This is a genomic window from Granulicoccus phenolivorans DSM 17626 = NBRC 107789 = JCM 15570 (genome assembly GCF_000423085.1).
GTDB classification, from domain to species: Bacteria; Actinomycetota; Actinomycetes; order Propionibacteriales; family Propionibacteriaceae; genus Granulicoccus; species Granulicoccus phenolivorans.
In genome coordinates this window covers 37,059-58,186 of sequence record NZ_AUHH01000027.1, presented here as the reverse complement: position 1 = coordinate 58,186, position 21,128 = coordinate 37,059, and the positions used below count along the sequence as shown (strand labels likewise).

20 protein-coding genes and 1 pseudogene are annotated in these 21,128 nt (G+C 70.6%); 4 read left to right on the top strand and 17 right to left on the bottom strand.

The window, feature by feature from the left end; translation table 11 throughout:
• Window positions 1–814 precede the first annotated feature (814 nt).
• From G531_RS0111935 to G531_RS22205, 3 genes are read left to right on the top strand one after another with little or no spacing between them, the layout of a single operon-like run.
• A complete protein-coding gene (locus tag G531_RS0111935) occupies window positions 815–1,654 on the top strand; it encodes a hypothetical protein (protein ID WP_026927432.1) in 840 nt (279 codons plus the stop codon).
• Window positions 1,655–1,657: 3 nt separating this feature from the next.
• The gene (locus G531_RS24670) at window positions 1,658–2,158 is read left to right on the top strand and encodes a hypothetical protein (RefSeq protein WP_026927431.1); all 501 of its coding nucleotides are present in this window, start codon (window positions 1,658–1,660) and stop codon (window positions 2,156–2,158) included.
• 7 nt (window positions 2,159–2,165) lie between these two features.
• A complete protein-coding gene (locus tag G531_RS22205; RefSeq protein WP_051215410.1) occupies window positions 2,166–2,999 on the top strand; it encodes a hypothetical protein in 834 nt (277 codons plus the stop codon).
• A gap of 315 nt (window positions 3,000–3,314) precedes the next feature.
• Here G531_RS22205 and G531_RS27005 read toward each other — a convergent pair whose 3' ends face one another.
• The 16 genes and pseudogenes from G531_RS27005 to G531_RS0111855 form a co-directional block, all read right to left on the bottom strand.
• Window positions 3,315–3,506, bottom strand: a complete 192-nt coding sequence (locus tag G531_RS27005; protein WP_345917471.1) for an aromatic-ring hydroxylase C-terminal domain-containing protein — start codon at window positions 3,504–3,506, stop codon at window positions 3,315–3,317.
• 287 nt (window positions 3,507–3,793) lie between these two features.
• Window positions 3,794–4,441, bottom strand: a pseudogene (locus G531_RS27000) (FAD-dependent monooxygenase); the annotation flags it as partial.
• On the bottom strand, window positions 4,366–4,743 hold the full coding sequence (locus G531_RS26995) for an FAD-dependent oxidoreductase (protein ID WP_217996396.1): 378 nt from the start codon (window positions 4,741–4,743) through the stop codon (window positions 4,366–4,368). The gene G531_RS26995 and the pseudogene G531_RS27000, both read right to left, overlap by 76 nt.
• Window positions 4,744–5,255: 512 nt before the next feature.
• Entirely contained in the window at window positions 5,256–5,693 is a 438-nt protein-coding gene (locus tag G531_RS0111915; protein WP_060930046.1) for a hypothetical protein, read from the bottom strand.
• Window positions 5,694–5,768: 75 nt separating this feature from the next.
• Complete coding sequence (locus G531_RS0111910; RefSeq protein WP_026927429.1) at window positions 5,769–6,206, bottom strand: Panacea domain-containing protein; 438 nt, start codon at window positions 6,204–6,206, stop codon at window positions 5,769–5,771.
• A gap of 294 nt (window positions 6,207–6,500) precedes the next feature.
• Complete coding sequence (locus G531_RS0111905) at window positions 6,501–6,773, bottom strand: hypothetical protein (protein ID WP_026927428.1); 273 nt, start codon at window positions 6,771–6,773, stop codon at window positions 6,501–6,503.
• Window positions 6,770–7,192 carry a hypothetical protein gene (locus tag G531_RS26470; protein ID WP_026927427.1) on the bottom strand — a complete coding sequence of 141 codons (423 nt, stop codon included), beginning with the start codon at window positions 7,190–7,192 and terminating at the stop codon, window positions 6,770–6,772. The genes G531_RS0111905 and G531_RS26470 overlap by 4 nt, the downstream gene beginning before the upstream one ends.
• 2 nt (window positions 7,193–7,194) lie before the next feature.
• A complete protein-coding gene (locus G531_RS26130; protein ID WP_051215409.1) occupies window positions 7,195–7,521 on the bottom strand; it encodes an HNH endonuclease in 327 nt (108 codons plus the stop codon).
• 62 nt (window positions 7,522–7,583) lie between these two features.
• On the bottom strand, window positions 7,584–8,903 hold the full coding sequence (locus G531_RS26125; RefSeq protein ID WP_026927426.1) for a hypothetical protein: 1,320 nt from the start codon (window positions 8,901–8,903) through the stop codon (window positions 7,584–7,586).
• Between the two features lie 68 nt (window positions 8,904–8,971).
• Complete coding sequence (locus G531_RS24665) at window positions 8,972–11,758, bottom strand: UvrD-helicase domain-containing protein (RefSeq protein WP_026927425.1); 2,787 nt, start codon at window positions 11,756–11,758, stop codon at window positions 8,972–8,974.
• 41 nt (window positions 11,759–11,799) lie between these two features.
• Entirely contained in the window at window positions 11,800–12,147 is a 348-nt protein-coding gene (locus G531_RS24660) for a hypothetical protein (RefSeq protein ID WP_026927424.1), read from the bottom strand.
• A gap of 118 nt (window positions 12,148–12,265) precedes the next feature.
• Window positions 12,266–14,266: an AAA family ATPase gene (locus G531_RS22185; RefSeq protein ID WP_081684074.1), complete on the bottom strand. Its 2,001-nt coding sequence runs from the start codon at window positions 14,264–14,266 to the stop codon at window positions 12,266–12,268.
• A gap of 78 nt (window positions 14,267–14,344) precedes the next feature.
• A complete protein-coding gene (locus G531_RS0111870; protein ID WP_026927423.1) occupies window positions 14,345–16,069 on the bottom strand; it encodes a vWA domain-containing protein in 1,725 nt (574 codons plus the stop codon).
• A 37-nt stretch (window positions 16,070–16,106) separates the two neighbouring features.
• Window positions 16,107–17,354 carry an AAA family ATPase gene (locus G531_RS0111865; protein ID WP_026927422.1) on the bottom strand — a complete coding sequence of 416 codons (1,248 nt, stop codon included), beginning with the start codon at window positions 17,352–17,354 and terminating at the stop codon, window positions 16,107–16,109.
• Window positions 17,351–18,409, bottom strand: coding sequence for a hypothetical protein (locus G531_RS0111860; RefSeq protein ID WP_026927421.1), 1,059 nt, complete (start codon window positions 18,407–18,409; stop codon window positions 17,351–17,353). The genes G531_RS0111865 and G531_RS0111860 overlap by 4 nt, the downstream gene beginning before the upstream one ends.
• A gap of 76 nt (window positions 18,410–18,485) precedes the next feature.
• Window positions 18,486–19,397: a hypothetical protein gene (locus G531_RS0111855; protein ID WP_026927420.1), complete on the bottom strand. Its 912-nt coding sequence runs from the start codon at window positions 19,395–19,397 to the stop codon at window positions 18,486–18,488.
• 141 nt (window positions 19,398–19,538) lie between these two features.
• Here G531_RS0111855 and G531_RS0111850 point away from each other — a divergent pair, with 141 nt between their 5' ends.
• Window positions 19,539–20,096 (top strand): LysM peptidoglycan-binding domain-containing protein, encoded by a 558-nt coding sequence (locus tag G531_RS0111850; RefSeq protein ID WP_026927419.1) that lies wholly within the window; start codon window positions 19,539–19,541, stop codon window positions 20,094–20,096.
• A gap of 114 nt (window positions 20,097–20,210) precedes the next feature.
• On the opposite strand, the gene G531_RS22180 is transcribed toward G531_RS0111850, so the two are convergent.
• Window positions 20,211–20,750, bottom strand: a complete 540-nt coding sequence (locus G531_RS22180) for a hypothetical protein (protein ID WP_245630563.1) — start codon at window positions 20,748–20,750, stop codon at window positions 20,211–20,213.
• Between the last annotated feature and the right edge of the window lie 378 nt (window positions 20,751–21,128).

Genomic DNA, 21,128 nt, shown 5'->3' with positions numbered 1-21,128 from the left:
GCAACGGTGTCGTCAACGTGATGTGGGTCAACGGCAACGATCCCTGGCAAGGACCCGTAGGTATCAGCTAAGTGCAACCGCTCGGACCGCGCGATCACCACCGACGTGGTTGGCCATGACTTCGCTCGGTGCCTTGCCTGTTGTGATGATGTGGAGTTCGTCATCGCCCGCGGCGTGATCCTGGACGGGGTTCAGGGGTCTTCGGCACTCCGCTGGAACCGCTGGTGGAGTTTCGCCCGGCTGAGGTTTGACGCGGTCTACACGCGTCGGCTGAGTGGGAGCGCGGTCACGGTGACAGCGGCGGCTTGCTGCCTGACGAGGAGCCGGTCTCGCAGGAAGCCTGGATCCTGGCCTGTTCGATGGCGGCGACTACTGCGTGGAAATCCTCGACGGTGGATGGCATTGCTTATTTATCAGGTAATGCGCCGGCGATTGAATCGCGATCACGGATGTGTGGTGTCCGACGGAGTGCGTCAATGTGGTGATGGACAGGGTTCGTTGCACTTGATTCGGGCCTGCGGCACCGGCACCAGTGAGCCAATCAGATTGAACCATCACATTGAAGAAGCGCTGAGAGGAGGTCAGCCTCGAAGGCGCATGACGTCTCGAGCGCCCAGTGTCGACACCCTCTTGGGCGCTCGGCTCTGCATTCAGAACAACTTTGTCTGTCGACCAGAGAATGTGCTCCGAAATAGCGGCGCACCGCAGCCGCGGCAACGGAATGGGCATGATTTTCCCGTCATGGTTGACACCGCCGTCTCGACGGAGAACGATTCTTGACCAGAAGGCAAATTCGTAGAAAGGGAGCGGTGAAATGGATCGCGAGAAACGCAGTCGACGCGCTCAAGTTCATGCGGTTTTCGACGAGCCGGGCCTCGGGAGGCATATCGCGGCCATCAGGACTGATCAGGGACGGCGCGTCGCCACCTCGCGCGTGCCGGACAGGGTCGTCACGGTCACGGAGTTCCCCCGCAAGCGGCGATCGGTCAACACCCTCACCCCCATTGAGGGATCGATCATGCTGTTTTGGGCCCGACCCGGCTCCGACATCCTCGGCCGACTGGAGGAGGCCTACGAAAGGGGCGACCAGAAGACGTTGCAGGAGGTCGATGAGATCATCGCCGGCCAGTTGGTGGACGAGCCGATCCCAACGATGGAGGCCGCGTCCGCGGCGGTGCTTTCGAGCCCCATGCACTTTGATGTGCGCTACGGATCCAAGGTCCTGTCGCGGACCCTGACCCTTCCGGAGGGTGCGGAGATCTGCTTCGTCGTGTTTCCGTACAACGGAGGCAACCTCGATGACAGCGCCTTCGCCATCGACCAGTTCCACCGCGTCGGCGAGACGGTTGAATATCCCACCTTGCTCGTCAAGGTGCCACCGAGGCTCTCCGCGGTGGAGATCGAAGCGATCAATGCGGTTCCAGCCGACCAGGTCGGCATCAACATCGGCGAGGCGAGCTGCTGTCCAGCCGTGACCGCCCTCGTTCTCATCGCTGTCGCGCTCGCGACCCATGCCGGGATCTGGCAAGAGATGGGTGACCAGATGAACCGGGTGACCTTGACGAAAGAGCAGATCGCGCAACTCGGTCCGATGGCCACCGCACGCGAGCTGGTCGCCCTCCGGCGCGAGATCTTCGAAGCGCACGGAATCTGACGATTGACGCTACTCGATGTCGCCATCCTGGTGCTCTTCGCCGGATTGCTGATGGCGACCGTTCTGTATGAGACGGGGCCACGCTGGAGGGTAGTCAGGGCACTGTTCCGGCTCGGGCTGGTCCCCCAGTGGTCCTTCTTCGCCCCCGCACCCGGCACACAGAATCTCTACCTCTTGTATCGGGATCTCACTGTCGATGGCGACGTCACGGCGTGGCGCGTCGTCCACCGAATGGATGAAAGCCGGGGGTTCTGGACCTTCGCCTGGAACCCACGCCGACGCACGCGGAAGGCTCTCCTCGATCTCATCCTCGCGCTCGAACTCGGGCGCGAGGAGATGCGGCCCGATGTTCTCAAGCTGTCTACCCCCTATCTGCTCATCATCCACCATCTCTCGTGTCTTCCTCGCTCGCCCGGAGCGTTCGCGACCGAGTTCCTCGTCATGGTGAGCAACCCGGGCCAGCCGCCTCGAGTTGCGTTCCAGTCAGAGCGGCATCGGTTGTGAGTGACCTGTGATCGAGTCGATTGCGGAAACGTCCGCGCAGTTGGTCTTCATCGTGGCATGCCTCGGCATCGCACTCTCGGCGACGGAGGAGCTCGTGATGCGACGCATCTACGCCGACGATGGGCTCTTGAGTTGGCAAGTACTCCAAGTGGCTCGACCGCGCTCACCCTGGCCATGGGCGCAGGAGCGGGTGGATCAGCTCTTCCGACCCCGCGGTTATGTGTCTCTTCTGATACTGAAGTTGGCAACTGCGATCGCGCTTCTGGCGCTCAGCTTCCTAGCCCCGGATGCACGCCTCGCGTTCGGAGTCCTGGCGGCCGCAATGCTCGTGCATCTGCTGTTGATGAAGCGACGGTCGGTCTACGGCCTCGACGGTGCCGATCAGATGTTTGCCGTCATCTTCTTGGGACTGGCCGTATACAAACTGATGCCACCCGGCTCCATCGCGTCCACCGCAGGTCTCGTTTACATTGCGGCTCAGACCGTGCTGTCGTACCTGATCGCCGGATCCGCGAAGCTGAAGGGCCCGGCTTGGCGAAGTGGCACGGCGATAGCCGGAATAATGACCACCAAGATCTATGGGAATTCACTTGCCGCCGGGATCCTGCGCGGGAGAGCCGCCCTCGGCCGGATCGCCTGCTGGTCGGTGATCGTCTTCGAGCTGACGTTCGTGGGTGTGCTCCTCGTGGATCGACCTGCCCTATGGGTCATGCTGGCCGTTGGCGTGCTCTTCCATGCAGGGATCGCCGCCCTCATGGGGCTCAACAGCTTCTTTCTCTCATTCCTCGCGACCTACCCTGCGGTCGCCTATGTCAACGGGCTGCTGCACCACTTCCGGTAGTGAACTGCCTTGACAGAGTGAATCGGGCAACGCACGTTCGATCATGATTGAGTCTGACCGTGATCGATAGCTGATCCATTCGGGCCCCGATCTCGGCGTGCTTCTCGCCGCCCGGATCCTGGGAAGCCGACGGATCACGGTCCCGGGCGCGGGTGGCGCACTGCTGTGGACCCACGCCGACCGTGTGCTCGATCTGGCGTTGTCCTGACCCGAGCGCCCGCTGCCTGAACAGGAGGCTGAGCGGGAATGTGCACGCCAGGCTCGGACCTGACGGTGCCGGCAGCCTGACCAGAAATCGTCGTGCAGCCCGACTGCTCAGACGGCCGGGCCGAACCAGCGCGCCAGCGCGTCCTCCAGGCCGGTCCGGTCCGCGCCTGCCCAGGCGACGTGCCCGTCCGGACGCAGCAGCACGGCGGTCGCGCCGAGGTTCGCACAGGGCGCGGCGACATGGTCGATCCGTTCGGCGAAACCGTCGGCGGCAAGCACGCCGTTCGGGTCCAGGAGCATCCCCGGCCGCGGCGCAGCCGTGTGTACAGGCGGTCCGGGCCGCAGCGCCGGTCCGCGAGCCGGCGGCCCACCAGGGGGTTCTCGTCCCCGAAGTCGTAGCGGATCCCGATCCCGGTGACCATCTCGATCAGGCGGCGGTTCACGTCGGGAATGTCGACCAGTCCCTGCAGCAGAGCACGCACCGCGCGGGCTCCCGGTGTGGTGGCGATGAGCTCGGCCTGCGCCCTGGTGTTTTCCAGGACCGCTGCCGCGACCGGGTGTCGCTCGGCGTGGTACGAGTCCAACAGCGCCGCGGGATCCGGAGCCCGGCCGGCGCAGACCGCGGCCAGCTTCCAGCCCAGGTTGAACGCGTCCTGCAGGCCGAGATTGAGGCCCTGCCCGCCCAGCGGCGGGTGCACGTGCGCCGCGTCGCCGGCGAGCAGTACCCGACCCACGCGATACTGATCGGCCAACCGGGTGGCGTCCCCGAAGCGGGACAGCCACAGCGGGGCATGCGCCCCGAAATCGGTGCCGGCGTGGGCGACCAGCTGCCGGCGGAACTCGTCCAGTGTCGGAGCCGACCGGCCCTCGGTCAGGCCCTCGGCGGGCACGACGACCCGGTAGACGCCGTCACCGAGCGGGCCGGCACCGAAGCGAAGCTGATGCTGCCGCACCCGGGCGACGGTTGCGGCGATCTCCTCCGGGTTCGCCGTCAGCCTCAGGTGGCCCAGGAGTGTCTCGGCGGTTGCGGCCGTTCCCGGAAAGCCGACGCCCATCAGCTTGCGGACCGTACTGCGCCCACCGTCGCAGCCGACCACATATCGGCCGGTCACCCGCGACCCGTCGGCCAGCTCCACGTCCACCGACTCCTCCCTCTGGGTCAGGCCGACGACGCGGCACCCCCGTCGCACCTGCGCACCGCACCCGCGCGCATAGTCATCGAGCAACCGTTCCACCCGTGGCTGCGGAATGCCGAGGATGTAGCCGTGCGCGGTATCCAGGTCCTCGGGAGCCGGGCCCGAGATTCCCCCGCGAAGATGCCGGTCAGCGGATACGTCGTGCCCTCGGCGAGGGCACGCTCCAGCAGCCCGCGCTGGTCCAGGATCTCGATGCTGCGAACGTGCAGCCCGAGCGCGCGCACCTCCTGGGGCGGCTCCGGGTCCCGCTCGAGCACAAGCACGTCCCCACCGCGAGCTGCCACCTCCCCTGCCAGCATCAGGCCCGTGGGCCCGCCGCCCACCACGATCACGTCGTCCATGTCGTCTCTCCCCTGCTCCCGGGAACCCCGCGAATCCGGGGTTCGGACCTGCAGTGTCCCCGCTGCCCGGGGTCTTGCCGCAAGCCCCCGACCCGGCGATACTGTGAAACGGGATAACACGTGGGACCCGTGCGTCGGCCACCGGTCGGATTCACAGCGAGGTCAGATGGCGACACTGGATCGCCCACGGTTCCTGCCCGGATCGACAACCCCCGCGTGACTTCCGGGTGCCCCTTCGCGCGACGGAGCGCGCCCCGGACCTGCCGGAAAAGAAGAAATCCGATGATGCCGGAGCATCACCGGATCCTCTGCGTGGGTGGGTGAGCCGCCGCCCCGACACACGCTCGTGGTTCGGAGCATCCTGATCGGGGTGTGCGGCCGGCCTGCCCGGCCCCGGTTCACGCCGGCACGTCCACATCCCCTCTCGGCCACCCCGCCACCGCCGCTGCGCAAGGCGGCCGCGCGACCAAGCGAACATCCGGACTCGGGCTGCGTCTTGCGTGACCCCGTGATCAGCCGTCGAGCGGGTACACCCGATGGTTCGGATCCCACCACAGAAGGCAAAACACCCCGCTGTCGGGGACGTGGATACCCCAGAGCCTCTCCTTGAACCCTGTGCGGAAGCGGAACAGCTCATCCACATCGTCAAGCTCGAGTTCGACCAGCCTGTCCTGAGCATCCCTGCACAGTTTGTCTTGGGGAATCGCATGGTGCTTCTGGGTCGGTCTGCTGGTTCTGGGCCGGTAGGACTGATCCGTGATGTCCTTCCACGTCAGGCTCTCCATCTGCTTCAAGAAATCGAAGACCGGCCCCATCCGCTGACCCAGCTTGTCCCAGCCCCACTCGCCGCTGAATTCATGATCGATCAGGGAGAAGCTCCAGGCGGGGGTGGCTCGGTACCAGTCCGGCGTTTCGTGGACCTTGGCGAGAGTGCGCATGCGCTTGGCCACAGATCTACCAGATTCCCCGGCGTGGTCGGCCAGTGCGACCGCTGGGACATTCTTGGCTCTGCGCTTGGCCACGGGTCAGGAGTTGGCGATTGCGTCGTAGTACTGCTGCATCGAGTCCTGACTGATCTCACGGTCGCTGCGAGCCGTGGGGCGCAGCCCCCTCCGTGCCTCTCGCCACGGATTCTCGCGATGAGTCATCTCGCTCAGGGTCTGGGGAGCGAGATCACCGTAGTTGGCCAGAACGACATCGATGGTCTCGCGTTCGTTGGCGGTCAAGGCCGTAGCGTCGCCAGCAGGCCATTCGGTCACTCTGAAGTTCCCGCGATGCTGGTCGTAGAGGTCACGCACCACTGGACCGTTCATCCAGGCCTCGATCCGGGCCTGAAACAGCGGTTCCGCATCCCAGACCAAGTGCCAGGCCTGGCTGTAGTAAGCCAGCTTCTGGAGCTTCATCGTGGTCATCGGCCCCTGCTGCTGAAGGATATACGCCGCGACCGCGTGCACGTCAGCCATGAGTTCTTCCTCCTTGTCGCATCCAGTGCCGTTCTTGTTGTTGTCAGCGCTCCTCGTCGACTCTCCCTCAGTATCACGCATGGCGCTGACAGGACCGTACCCAGCCTCGCGCGTCCCTCAGTCTCGCCAAGGGCGCAATGCTTTGTTACGAATCGGCGGTTTGCCCCGGGCTCCCGCCGATCACCGTCTGGGCCAGATCACCCGGCCGGAAGTCCCAGGGATCGGACCTTCTAGGACCGCTCCAGGGCATCATCGGGCGCCATCGAGATCATCGCCCGTGCTCACATTACGGGTTCATGCCAGAACCGCGGCGTCCCAGTAGAGGCCGCCGGGTTCGATCGCGCCGTCGCGGTGCCCGTCGCAGGCCAGGGCCCGGGCGCCCCACCAGACGTGCGGGCCGGCGCCGAGGACGGTGCCGGCCGGCACCTCAAGGCCGGCGTGGTCGTGGGGGTGGAAGTCCCGGCAGCCCGAGTCGTCGTCGTTCACGAGCTTCACGGCGCAGCAGACGCACAGCACGAGGGCCCGTTCCGGGCCGCACTCCCCCGGCATGGACGGCGCACCGGTCACCGGAGGGCTCCCTCAGGCGGGTGGTCGGCCGAGCGGCGAGCCGCGGCCGGCGGCTGCTTCCGGGGATCGTCGGCGATCACCGCGATCGCGACGCGGCCCTCGACGATGACGCAGACCCCGTGCCCGCAGTAGCGGCGCCGGGGCTGCGCCTGGTTGCGGGGGTCCGGCTGGTGCCGGACGTCGTTGATCCAGCGGGGGTCGCGCAGGGCGTCCTGCATCTGGGTGAGGGTGAACCCCTTGCGGGCCGCATGGGCGAGGACGCCCCGGGTGAAGCGCACCGTCTGCGGATCCAGCCCGGGCACGGATGCGGGGGCCGGCAGGCCCGGCGGGGTCGGCAGGGCCAGCGGAGCCAGAGCCGACTGGGTCGGCGGGGCCGGCGGAGCCAGAGCCGACTGGGTCGGCGGAGAGGATTCGGGCATCGTCAGTACTTTCTGCGTCGGAGGGCGAGTCGCCGGCGGGCACGCCGGGAGGGCATCCGGGCGCGTTTGGCCCGGTTGTGGGCGGCGCACAGGATCGCGCCGTTCGCGATCCGGGTGGGGCCGCCGCGGCTCCAGGGCACGACGTGATCGGCCTGGAGGGCACGGGTGCGCCGGCAGCGGCGCCCCAGCGGGGACACGTGCTCACAGCGGTAGCCGGCCCGGCGCAGCAGGACGCGTTTCTGGGCCGCGGTGAAGAAGCGCCGCGAATCCCGGCGGCGGCATCCGCGAAGGCGCCGCAGGGCCGCCGGGAGCAGCAGGAGACCGAGCACGGCGACAACCAGGCAGGAGACAAGAAGTTCCGTGAACTTGAGCAGGCCGGCGCTACCGCCGCTCAGGCGGCACCGTTCCCGGGTGGCCGGGGCCGGCCGTCCAGGATCTGCCGGGCGAGCACCCGGGCCTCCTCGGGCGACACGCCGAGGAACGCCGGCGGGATCTCCATCTGCCGGCCGTAGGTGTGCCGGGCCCGGTCGGTGACCGTGACCAGCCAGTGCCCGTCCTCGATGGACATCCGGGTGCCCTTGAGGCACGCGGTTGCGGCGAACTCCAACTCCGCGGGCAGACCGTGCGTGCAGCCGTTCCACCCCATCAGTCCGCGGCCCTTCAGGATCGACCGCACCGCCAGGATCCGCTCGCGGGTGGCCTTCCAGATCAGCCGGTGGGCGATCTCCGCGTGCTCGGCGGCCAGGTGGGCCGCCTGCTGGGCGGCCAGCAGCGCAGCCTGCTCGGCCAGGGTCGCGCCCGCAGGTGCGGGGCGCGGGCCCACGTCCGGAAGGCTTCCGGCCGGGGCGGCGTCGACCATCGCCGGAACCGCGGGAACCGCGGGAGCGGCCGGGGCCGGACTGCCGGTCCGCAGGTCGGTGGGCCCCGCGGCGTGCTCCGGTGGCCGGTGCGACGCCGCCTTGGTCGCGCCGGCCGCGTCGTGCCGCGCCGGGCAGGGGTGCGTGCCGAGGCCGCAGTCGGATTCGGTGAGCACCACGGTGGCCGGGGCGATCAGGCTCGACAGGCGGGCGACCAGGCGCCGGTCGTACATCCCGGCCTCCGCGTCCGGGTACTCGGTGTCGCAGCCGAGCGTGTCGAGCCGCTCGAGCAGACTGCGGCGGCGCGCCTCCCGGGTCGCGAAGTACTCTCTCACGACCTCGCAGGGGCCGTACACGGTGACCACCCCGAAGACCGTGGGGTCTCCGGCCGCCGAGGCCCGGCGCTCCGGCGGCGGAGGCGTGGGCGACGTGGGCGACGTGGGCGCCTTCTCGGCGCGCCGAGACGCGCCGGCCTGCCCGGCGCCCCGGGGCGTGGACGGCTGCTCGGCGCGCGCGGGCCGGTTCTTGGCGTAGAGGCGCACGTCCCAGGGCTCGCACAGCGCGGCCAGCGCGTGGAACACACCGTCCGGATCGGTGTCCCAGTCATCGCTGTGCGCGTGGTAGCAGCGCTGAATCGCGGCGGCCCGGGCGCCGTTGATGCGACGGCCGTACACCTCGCCCTCGCACAACAGGGACACGCAGCGGGTCAGCCGCGCCCGGGCCGACGGGTACTTGTCACAGAAGACGGGGTGGTGGCTTTCCATCAGGGTCAGCTCGTAGGTCACCGTGTCCCCGGCGGCGGGGTGCGCCCCGGAGCCGGTGCCGGATTCGGCGGGAGCCTTCAACGTGGTCATGGGGTACTCCTTCTGCGTGGGGTGTCGAGCGGAACCGGCGGTGAACCCTGCCGGGGCCCGGTCGCCGGTCAGCGGGTCCCGGCCGGCTCGAGCGCCGGATCACCGGCCGCAGCGTCGTCCGCGGAGCCGGTGAGCAGATCCGGGTCGATCCCCTGCGCGCGCAGGGCGGTCGCCCGGTCCCGGGCCGCGAGCCGGGCCACGATCGCCGCGTAGTCGCTCTCGATCGCCGGCTTGCGGGTGGTGCCGTAGGCCAGGACGTACTCCGAGTGCATGGCCCGGGTGAAGGCGACGTAGTACATCCGCAGGTCCGCCTGGGCGGCGGTGCCGGTGTTGTAGAGCACGACCACGTGGTCGAACTCCAGCCCCTTGGCGCCGTGGATGGTCGAGACCACCAGGTCCGGCCGGGACTCCAGGTTCCGCTTCTTGCGCTCCTGGTTGCGGTGCTGGGTGACGTTCAGCTTCTGCTGGTTCTTCGCGATCTCGAAGTCGAGCAGGTTCTGCCGCAGCCGGTCGAAGAACGCGTCGTCGCTCAGCGCGTGCTGGCGGCACAGGGTGACCCATCCGGTGACGGTGGCCTGATTCTGGGTCCACCACTCGGCGAGGGTGAGCAGGACCGCCTTCTCGGTCTTCGGATCCTGGCCGTGGCGGGTCAGCTTGGCCAGGTTGTGCTGGATCCCCTGGGAGACCACGAACGCCGCGTCGCCGGGGCGGACCTGACGGACGTCGTTCCAGAACAGCCGGACGTAGGTGGAGAACACGTCGGTGGCGTAGGCCCGTTCGCTGACCAGCGAGACGACCTTCTTGTCCGGGTAGGTCTCCTCCAGGATCCGCTGGATGGTGGTCACCTCCCGGCGGGAGAAGGCCAGGAACGCGACCTGCTCGCCCCGCTCCAGGCGCGGCCGGACATAGGTCGGGAGGATGGTGTTGCGCAGGATCAGCGGCAGGTCGGTGCTCAGGAAGCCCTTCACCCGGGCCAGCCCCCGGTAGTCGAGGGTCACCTTCTCCCGGAACGACTGTTCGGTCGGGACCGCCAGCGCGTTCGCCTGCAGCTGGATGTTGGCGAACCGGTTGGTCTCCAGTCCCCCGAGCACCGCGTTCGCGAAGTCCAGGATCTCCTGGTTGGACCGGTAGTTGGTGGTCAGCCGGTAGGTCGCGAACACCTCCGAGCGTTCCAGCGTGTTCAGCGCCCGGGGGTTGGCCGAGCGGAACTCGTACAGCGTCTGCGACGCGTCCCCGACCAGGAACAGCGACTGGCGATGCTTGGTCACGTACTTGATCAGGTAGATGAACTCGAACACCGAGGTGTCCTGCACCTCGTCGATGATCAGGTACCGCGACCGGACCCGGGGCGGCTCGGCCATCGTGTCGATCCGCTGGTAGCAGAGGATGATCTGCAGCTCCAGCGTGGTCTGCCGGATCCGGTCCAGGACCGTGACGACCTCGTCGAAGTGTGCTTCGACGAAGCTGTTCAGCTCGGTGAAGGCGCCCACCTTCTTGTTCTCCACCGCCAGCAGGCAGGCCCGGAACGTGGCGGCGAACGCGCTGCTCGGGAAGAAGATGTCGAGGGAGTTGACCAGCGTCTCGACCGCCGACACCTGGTGGGTCGGATGGTTCAACGCGTAGATCTCGATGATCATCCGGGCGATCGTCATCGACCCGACGTCCGGATTCTTCGCGGTGATGTTGTCCGCGGCGGCATTGGTGAACGACAGCACGGTGATGTCGCCCGACGGCACCCCGCAGGCCTCCAGGTAGGTGATCCGGTGCAGGATCGTGTGGCTCTTGCCCGACCCGGCCCCGGCCTGGATCAGCGCGAGCGGTGCGGCGGTGGTGATCGCCCGCAACTGCTGCTGCGACAGGTGCCCCGGCAGCACGGGCGGGACCGGCGGGGACGGCGGGGTCACCAGCTGTCCCGTCGCCTGCGCCAACTCGTTGAGGGTGTGGTTCATCAACAGGTTGAGGTTCTGCTTGGCCAGCCGGGCGGTGGTCGCGTCGGGGAACGCGGCGGCCAGCTGCCGGTGGATCGTGCGGTAGGCCTCCAGCGAGACGCCGTAGTTCTCCAGGTAGCGCAGCTGCGCCGCGAGCAGCTGCTGCTGGTCCTCGGTCGGGTCCGGCGGCAGGGCGGCGATCACGTGGCCGATCTCGGCGGCGATCGCCTCGGTGCTCCAGATCTCGGCCAGCCGGGCAATCCGCTCGTAGACGGAGTAGTTCTCCAGCCAGTCGGCCAGGTCGTCCAGGTTGGCGGCCCGGACGCCGGTGTGGGTGAGCACCACCTCGAGGAACGTCCGGGCGTGCTCGACCGGACCGGTCTCCCAGCACACGAAGGCCTCCGCGTCCTGCGGGCCCCGGGTCCGGCCGGGCGGCAGCACGACCGCGGCCCGCTCGGGTTCGGGCCGGCCGCGGCGCAGGACGTGGACCTCCATCCGGTACTGCACGACCACGTCCCGGACGGTCCGGTCGCCGGCCTTGTCCTCCCACAGCACCAGGGCCTGCGGGGTCATGTCGAAGGACAGCTCCCGGTCCTGCACCCCGCCGGGCGCGACCGCGACGGTGAACCGGTCGTCGGGGTGCGGCACGGGCACGGTGAACCGGCCGCCGGAGCGCAGGGTCCGGGCGGTGACCGGTCCCAGCGGGACCGTCGTGGTGGTGACGTCGTGCTGCGTCGTGGACTGCTTCACCTCGAGGTCGGCCGCCACGGCGTACTTGGTGACCGTGTTGACCGGGCGCAGGGTCTCGTTCAGCAGGCCGGTCTTCTTGCCGACCCCGGTGAGCTTGGAGGAGAAGAATTTCGGGTTCATCGAGGTCGCGGGCCCGGTGGCGGCGTCGGTGTCGAGCTCGTCAAGGATGAGGGGCATGGTGTGCCCTTTCTGCGGTCGGTCGGCGGGAGGGGCGGGGCTCACTCGGCCGGGTCGCCGGCCTCCGGTTCGGCGCGGGTCAGCACGACGACGGCGCCCCCGGGATCGGTGTCCCAGGGGTCGGCCGGGGCGAGATCCTCGCCCGCACCCTCGGCCTCGCCCGCCCCCTCGGCCTCGCCGGTCGCTGGCCCGTCGGGCTGCAGCAGCCCGAGCATGAGCGCCAGGGCGCGGTACTCCCCCGGGTCGGGGACCCGGGCGGCCAGGTGCTGCCGGGCCTGCGCGGCGACCCGGGTCGCGTCGCGGCGGGCCCGCGCGGGCGCCCGGGCGAGGATCGGGGTGTCGGGGATCAGGGTGGCGGGGGTCACGGGTTCGGTGATCGGTACGGTCATGGTCACTCCTGGAGGGGACGCGGGAGAGCGGGTGGGGGCAGGGCCCGGCCACCCCGGGACCGGGACGGACGCGGGGCGACGGTGTGGGGTGCCGGGACGAGACGGGAGGCGGGGCGGGTCAGGCGTCCGGCGCCGCCGCGGCGTCCGGCAGGACGGCTGCCGCCGACGGGACCGCTGCCGGCGGGAGTTCCTCCGCCGGGACCGGGGCCGGCTCGCTGGGCGCCCCGGACGGGCCGGCGAGCAGCCGGTCCTCGATCCAGGCCCGCACCGCCTTCTGCGCGGGACGGGCACCCTGGGACGCGACGAACGTGGCCGCGGTGAGCCGGGTCAGGTCGGCCGGGTCGATCTCCGGTGGCAGCAGCGGGGCCAGCCGGGGCTTCCGGTCGCAGATCCGGGCCCGTTGGCGGGCGTACTCGGCGGCCATGATCTGCCGGTAGGTCGCCTCGCCGATCGGGTTGAAGCCGACGACCAGGGAGAACCGGCCCAGCAGTTCGGCGTCGAAAAACCCTTCCAGGGCGGCGGTGAGGCTGCGCGTCGAGACGGCCGCCGGGGGCGCGCCGAAGCCGGTGTGGCTGCCGGTGAGGGCCTCCCGGGCGGCGTTGGTGGTGGCGATCACCAGCGCCTTCGAGAAGTCGAGGATCTTGCCGCGGGCGTTGCGCAGGTAGCCCTCGTCGAAGGCGGACAGGAACAGCCGCTGCACCGCCGGATGGGCCTTCTCGAACTCGTCGAGCAGGATCACCCGGTGCGGGTTGGTCTCCAGGGTGTCGAACGGGAGCTCCTGGCCGGAGTCCGAGCCGATGTGGCCCGGCGGCGCCCCGACGATCTTGGTGGTGTCGGCCGGGGTGTGGAACTCGGTCATGTTGAGCACGATCGGCGCGGTGCCGGTCATCTGGTCGGCGATGATCTTCGCGGTGGCGGTCTTGCCGACCCCCGACGCCCCGGCGAGCAGCCAGGTGGTCGGGACCTTCGTCGGGAACAGGTCGAGTTCGGCCCGGGCGATCCGGTCGGTGAGCCGGGCGAGCACGTCGTCCTGGCCCTGCAGCGTCCCGGTCAGGGTGGCGTGCAGGGTGGCGACGTCGAAGGTGTGCCGCCGCGCGTTGCCGGTCAGCAGCCGGGTGGCCACCTCGCGCACCCGGGCCGCGGTCAGCGGGACCTGCGGCATCGACCGCAGGGTGGTCACCAGGGCGGTGTTCCCGGCGGCCTCGGCCTCGACGATCAGCTTCTTGTGCTCCAGCACCCGGACCGCCATCGCCCGGTCCAGCAGGGTGATCGCGGTGTCGGGCCGGTGCTGGTCGGCGCGGGCGTGGGTCTCGGCGACCCGGACGGTCTCGTCGAGCACCGCGTCGGAGACCCCGACCTGGTGCCGGTAGTGGGCGATCAGGCCCGGGCGGACCGTGTGCAGGATCCGGCGGGACTGGGCCACGGTCAGCTCGTCGACCAGCAGCGGGGTGAACCGCCGGGCGAAGGCGGGGTCCTCGTCGAACCCGCGGGCCTCGGTGGTCGTGGTCGCCCCGATCACCGCCATCTCGCCGCGGGCCAGGGCCGGTTTCAGGATCTGGGAGATCTTGCGGTGGGTCGCGTCGCCGTGGCTGGAGCTGCCCCCGGTGATCTGGTGGATCTCGTCGATGAACAGGATCACCTTGTTGGCGGGGTCGGCGGCGAACTGCACGATCGCGCGGACCTTCTCCTCCAGCGACCCGACAATGCCGGAGCCGGCCACGACATTGGTGACCGGCAGCTCGAAGACGGTGTGGTCGCGCAGCTGGTCGGGGATCAGGCTGTCGCCCAGCGCGATCCGGCGAGCGATGTCCTCCACGATCCGGGTCTTGCCGACCCCGGCGGAACCGGTGAGCAGTACGTTCGGTTTGGTCCGGCCGATCAGCACCGCCAGGACCTGTTCGATCAGGGCGTCGCGGAACAGGGTCGGGCCGGCGGTCCGGAATTTCGCGTTGTAGTCGATCAGCAGGTCCGCCACGTCGGGGTCCCCGCCGCCGCGGGGACCCCCGCCGGTGCCGGTGCCGGAGCTGCTGCCGGGGCCGCTGCCGGGCGGCGGGGCCGGCGGGCCGCCGGGGGTGTTCGGGTCGTCGTCGGGGCCGGACGTGAAATTGCTGAGGCCCATGCGTCCTCCTCGGGACGGGGTCCGGGGCCCGGCAGCAGTGCCGGGCCCGGCGGGGTATCGATGGGGGTGGGCGACGGCTCACACGACCATGCCCAGCAGTTTCTGCCGGATGCTCGGGTCGATGTGCTTCATCGCCTTGGTGAACGTCTCGGCGGCGCTGACCATCGCGCCCCAGTCCATCGCCGAGCAGGGGGCGTAGAACAGGGTGGCCGGGTGCTCCTCGCGGGTGGGCGGAGGTGCCCAGACGAAGTCGGTGATCATCAGCGACAACCGGCGCCGGCGTACCGGGGCGGCGTTGATGTGGTCCCAGACCTGCTTGAAGTCGGTGCCGCCGGTCACCTTCGGCACCCGGCGGAACTCCTGCCAGATCCGCCCGCGGGACCGGTTCGCCACCTTCAGCAGGGTCTCCTGCGACAACACGTGGCTGAAGGAGTTGAAGTACAGGTTGATGTTGAGCTTCTGGGCGATCCCGATCAGCATCAGCACCGCCTCCTGGTAGTTCACCTCGGAGATCGATCCGGACGTGTCGATGTAGATGTGCAGGTCGGGCAGGTACCGCACCGCGGTACTCCGGCCGGGCTTGTTGAAGTCGGCCGGGTCGCGCCGGTTCGCCTTGAGGAACGTCATCTTCGTGGACCGGAAGACGTGCTGCGACCGGTTGACCGTGTGCATCCGCCGGAGCACCCGGACCAGGTCCCCGTACAGGTCCAGCCGGGAGGGTGGCGCCTTGCGGAACTTCACCTGCGCCGAGCGGGAGCCCGGCTGGCCCGGTTGCTGCTGGCGGCCGAGCACCTGGGCCCGGACCGCGGCGCGGGCCAGCGAGGTCAGCTTCGACAGGTGGGTGTGCGAGACGACTGTCACCTGTCCGGCCAGGCACCGGCGGATCAGGTCCCACTCGTGGGTGACCCGGGCCGGGGTGGCCCGGGCATGGGCCTCGACGTTGACCAGCACCAGGGTCCGGGGACACAGCAGTTCCCCGAGTGTGAACGGCAGGACTCCGGCCTGCGGTGCCGCCGCGCTCCCCGGGACGGCCCCGGCGGTGTTCCCGGGGACGGTTCCGGCGTTGGTCTGCTGCTGGCGGACGTAGGTCATCAGCAGGTTGACCAGCAGCCGGGCGAAGGAGAACGGGTGATTGCCGTCGGCGTCGTCCCGGCGCAGCACCAGCGATTCGGTGAGCCCGGTCAGCGTCAGCTTCCCGAAGTCGGCCATCAGTCGGACGGTGTCCGGCGGCATCGCGGGGAGGCTGCTGAGGGTCCCGACCTGCTGGGCCAGCCACGCCCGGAAGTCGTCGAAGGCGGCCGAGGTCGGGAACCAGAAGCCCAGGGTGTGCGGGTGGTAGGTGTAGGCGAGGGCCGCGAACAGTTCACTCGGGTCGGCCGATCCGGCCAGCAGGCCCTTGGCCGCGGGGATCACGTCGTGCTGGGCCGAGTACAGCACCCGGGCCGACGGGGCGGGCCACTTGTGCTGCTGGCCCGCCTGGACCGCGAACACCTCGCCGACCGGGAGGGCGGCCTGCGGGTCGAAGTGCACCAGGGTCTGCCCGAGCACGCTCTTCACCGTGGCCTCGGCGGCCACGTCGACCCGGTCCCCGAGGCAGCGCAGGATCAGGTCGGGCAGGTCCGCGGTCAGGTCGTGCCCGCCGCCGTCGGTGACGGTCACCGCCGCCGCGCCGGGCAGCGGCCGCAGCAGCGGGTCGACGAGCATCGTCCGCAGGGCGGGCAGCGGGTCGTAGGCGCCGCCGCAGGCGAGGGTGTGCACCGGGTCGAGCACCGCCGGCAGCTGGTTGGTCACCGTGATCGTCACGGGCATCTCCTTCGGGGGACGGCGGCCGGGCCGCCGGTCAGAGGAACGCCGCCAGCAGCGGCTGGATCTTGTCGACGACCGGGGCGTCGCTGTCGAACAGCGCCTCCTGGTTCTGCCGGTTCAGCTGCCCCGCCGCGGCCAGCGCCAGCAGCGTGCGCAGGTGCTCCTGCTGGAGCTCGGTCAGGGCCTGGGCCAGGTGCTCCAGCAGCCGGGTGTTGTCGGCGTGCTCCCGGAGGGCGAACACCAGGGATCCGGAGATCTCGTTCTGGGTCAGCCCGGCGATCAGGGTCTCCAGGTCGCTGACCGTCCCGGCCGCCTTGAGGTCGGGGTAGCAGGTCGGCTTCGGCACGGTGATCTGATTCGGCGTGGCTCCCCCGCTGCCGGAGGCCAGATCCTCGGCGATCGTGGCCACCACCTGGGTGGTGAACATCGTGTCGCCGGTGAAGGCCTCGCAGATCTCGTTGAGCTGGGTCGTCTCCCGGGCCCCGATCTGGACGGGCGTGGCCAGGTAGGAGGCCAGCTCCTGCCGGTCCGCGGCGCTCAGCCACCGGGACAGGTTGTCGATCGTGCGCGGGGTGGTGAGCTGGTTCATCTCCTCCCCGCCGTCGAACAGCTCGGCCATAGTGACCGTGTTGTCGTCGCCGTCGTCGTCGCTGCGGCCGTCGGCGACCAGGGCGGTCGGGGTCGACTTCTGGAAGACCAGATTGGGGAACTGGGTGAGCACCTTGCGCACCCAGGGATGGAGCGCGTCGCCGAGCACCGACATCAGCGTGCCAGCGTCCGGTTCCACCCGAACGATGACGAAGCGGGACAGGGATGCCTCGTCGAGCGCGGTGACATTGCCCCGGTCGTTGCCCGCGACCAGCAGGCGCACGTTGGCGGGCAGGGTGACGTGGCCCATCCGGCGCAGGGTGACCAGGGTCAGCGCACCGCTGGTGACGTCGGAGGTGGTCCGGTTGATCTCGTCGAGAAACAGCAGCGGCCGTTCCCGGGGGTTGGCCTCGGCGTACTCGATGCACTCCTGAATGACCTGATGCGGATAGAAGACCTGTTTGTAGGTCTCGGTGCCGTCGGCCCGGGTGTAGGGCACCAGGCGGGCGCCGGTCAGGTCGGCCTTGTCGGCCAGCTGGTTGCAGGGCAGGACGAAGGCCCGGGTGCCCATGGCGTAGGCCAGGTCCGCGACGAAGGAGGACTTGCCGATGCCCGGCTCCCCCATCAGGGCCGGGGTCGCGCCGACCTCGAGGGCCTGCCGGACGAGCGTGGTGAGCGTGTCGTTGAACTTCACGGGGTGACCTTTGTGTCGGAGGAAGGATCGGGGGTGGACCGTGCGGCCTCGCGTTCGGCGATCAGGGCCGCGGCCCGGTCGAGCAGGAACGGGCGGCCGTGGCGGCGTTCGTCGTGCTTGGGCCGGTGCGGCAGGACGGCGCGGGCGGCCAGGTAGAGCAGCCGGGCCTGCGCGGCGGGCGGGTAGCGGGTGCCGAACGCGGTCCGGGTGGCCAGCGGGCCGCGCATCGCGTGGTGCAGGGCCCCCAGCACCGAGAACTCCCAGCGGGACAGGTCGTGGTGGAAGTCCGCCGGGGTCCGCAGCCGGCCCCGGACCCGGTCCAGGGTCTGCCGCACGATCGCGTCCGCGTGCGGGATCTCCGGCATCCCGGGGCCCAGATCGAGCGCCGCGGGACGGGCGGTGGGGCGCGCGGACCCGGCGAGTTGGGCGTACAGCGCGGCGACCGAGGCGACCCGGGGCGGGGTGGTCCGGCCGGCGATCCGGGCGCGGACGGTTGCCGCCACGGGACGGCGGGTGAAGGTGATCCAGTGGTCGAGCAGCAGCTCGAACCAGCGGTGCTCCTCCTGCAGCCGGCGCATCCGGGTCGCGGCCGGGAAGTCCCGGAAGTTGGCCGGGAGCGGGGCGAGGGCGTGGAAGCCGAGCCCGGACATGGACTGCTCGGTGTAGAGCAGGCCGGGCAGCCGCAACAGGTCGTCGGCGAGGTCGGGCGGGCAGCTGGGCTCGATGTCGAGCACGAGCACCCCGTCGGTCTGGGCCTGGACGTGGAAGGCGACGTTGCTGGCCCGCGGCACGTGGCGGGTCAGCTCGTCGAGGGTGACCAGGCAGGCCCGGTCGACCGCCCAGGCGCCCCGGACCCGGCCGGTGCGGATCAGTTCCCGGGCGTCGATCGGGGCCTTGTAGGTGGGGCCGCCGCCGGCCGGCGGCCCTGCGGCGTCCGTGGGCGCCAGGTCCCCGAGCCGGCCGGAGACGGTCCAGCGGCTGGCGGGCGCGAGGCTGCGGATCACCGGATTGCGGTAGAACTCCCCGAAGGTGATCCGCGGGTCGAAGGCGGGCACGCGACTCCTCTCGGTGCGGCGGGATCAACCGGGTGCGCCGGCCCGGCGCCGGCGGCGGGGCGGAGGCGCCCGGTGCTCAGCCCTCGTAGGCGATGCCGCCGGTGACGGGGTGGCCGCCCTGGTCCCAGGGGCTGCCCACGCCGGCCCCGACGGGGTCCCCGAAGGCGGATCCGCCGCCGCGCAGGGCGGCGTTCTCGGCCTCCAGCCGGGCCAGCTTCTGCTCCGGGGTCTCCCCCGCGCGAGGCTCGGGCGCCGGCCCCGCCCCGGTGACGGCCGGGATCGCGGTCGGCACCGGGGCGTCGGCCATCGGCTCCGGCAGCACCAGCGCCGGCGCGGCCTCGAGGCCGGGGACGGCACTGCCGGGGACGGCGCCGTCGGCCGGGACCGGCGGGACCTGGCCGGCGGGCGTCGCATCGGCGGCGCGGATCGCGCGCGGCGGCGTGCTGAACACGATCCCACGGGCCGCCAGCTCGGCGGTGTTCACGCCCCCGCCGTAGTACTTGACCGGCTCGTGCACGATCACCTGGTCCAGGGCCAGGCCGCAGTTGGCGAAGTTCTGCGGCTTGTAGACCCGGAGGACGAGGGACACCGTCAGATCGGCGGCCAGCTCACGGCCGGAGGTGTCCTGGGTGTAGGTCCCCGCGCCGTCGGGGATCGCGATGATCGGCAGGGTCTGGCCCTTCGAGTCGATCGAATACTGGGGCCCCTTGTCCGGGTGCTTGGGCGAGAGGTAGCAGCGCTCGGCCACGAACCGCTCGTCGATGGTCGGGGCTGCCGGGTCGGCGTACAGGACCTCGGCCTGGGCGACGGTCACGGTGGTGTGCGGCTTGGTGACCGGGTTCATCCCGGCGGCGATCTTGCGCTGGTTGCTGCGGACCAGGTCCTCACCGTCGATCAGGCGGGTCAGCCGGGAGTAGCCGAGCGTGCCGCGGACCAGGACGGTGCCGCCCTCGGTCAGCTGGTGGGCGGAGACGGCGTAGTTGGCCATGGTGGGTTCCTTCGGGGTGCGGAGGGGTCGCGGCGCCGGGTCCCGGGAGATACGTCCGCCCGGGCATCCGCCGACACCACAATGATACGTCTATTGATAGAATGGAGGCATGAATCAATAGGATCGAGTGAAAGGGCCGGGATGTCCGGGACGAAAGACCTCAGCACGGCGGTACCGCGCCCGCCCCGGCCGGCGGCCCCGGAGACAGCCGCCCCGGAGACGGCGGGCCCGGCTGCGCAGGCCCCGGCTTCCGGGGGCCGGCGGGGACCGCTCGGCTTCGGGGCGGGGCCGGTGCTCGCGGCGGGTCTGATGGTGGGCGCGGCCGTAGTGGCCGCCGGGGTCGGGGTCACCCAGCTGGCGGTCGCGGATCCGGCGGCGGGTCCGGTGCCCGGCCCGGTGGCGGCGTCCGCCGAGCCGGGGTGGCTCCGGTTGCCGGATGCGAACCGCAACGGGGTACCCGATGCGTACGAGACGCCGGCCGCACCGGTCCCGGTGGAGCCGGCGACACCGGTCCCGCCGTCGCCCGCGCCGGCCCCGCCCGACGGATCGTGGATCTGGGTGGTCCGGTGGGGCGACACGTTGAGCGGGATCTCCGCGGCGACCGGCGTCCCGCTGGAGATCCTGATGCGGGCCAACGGGATCACCGACCCGAACCGGATCTACGCCGGGTCCGCGCTGCGGATCACCCCGGGCGCCTGACCGGTCACCGGGGAGCCGACCGGGCCGAGTCCGCCTCCGGCGGGGAGCCGTCCGCCGCGTCCCCCGGGACCGGCGTGAGCCGGTCCGCGGAGGTCCACGCGTGCGGATGCGCGGTCAGGTCCGGCCCGGACCGCCCGGTCGGGGACGGGTGGGGTCCAGGGGGCCCAGCAGGAACCCGCGGGCCTCACCGGACCCGAGCAGGTCGCCGATCAGGGCGAGCAGCGCCGCCCGCCGGGTGCGGGCCACGTCCACCTCGCGCCGGGAGGCCCGCAGCGCGGCCATGTCCACCACCCAGCCGTCCGCCCGGGCCACCGCGTGCGCCAGGTCGGAGTGCGGCGGGACCGTCATCCCGGTGGTGTCGTGACTGAACTCCACGGTGAGGTCGAGTCGTTCGGTCAGGACGTCCAGGTAGACCGTGGCGTGGCCGACGGCACGACCGGCGTCGTCGAACGCGGTGAGGTGCACCCGGTCGACCCGAGCGGTGTTCTCGACGTGGACGGCCGCGATCCGGGCATCCCCGGCGAACGCGGTGCGGCCCAGGTGGTGCCGCACGTGCTCGCGGGCCTCGAAGGACCTCAGCTGCAGCCGGGCCAGTTCGAAACCGGTGGGTCCGGTGGACGCGGGGGCCGGGTCGGGGCGGGGGTCGGAGGTCATCGGGACGGCCCTTCTCGGCATGAGCGGACGGCCGGGGCGGTGCCGGGCGCGGCGGAACGGCCCCGGCCGGAGTCCGCTCAGCGGGCGTGGGCACCACGCACATGCGGCGCCGTGCCGGGCCGGTGTGGGGTGACGCCGGCGGCCGCCGCGCTGGTCACGGGGGTGGGGACGCCGCCGCACGGCGGCGAGGCGGGCGTACCTGCGTCGGTTCGGCCGGGGAAGACGGGGTCCGGGTTCTTTGTGGCGGAAGGTCATCGAAGCTCCTCGGGACGGGGTTCTTCGATTCTGGTCGTGAGGTGTCTCCCGAAGCGTCTCCCGAAACGGTGCAGTGGTGTCCGAACCGCTCCGGTGCTGTCCGAACCGCCCCGGTGGTGTCCG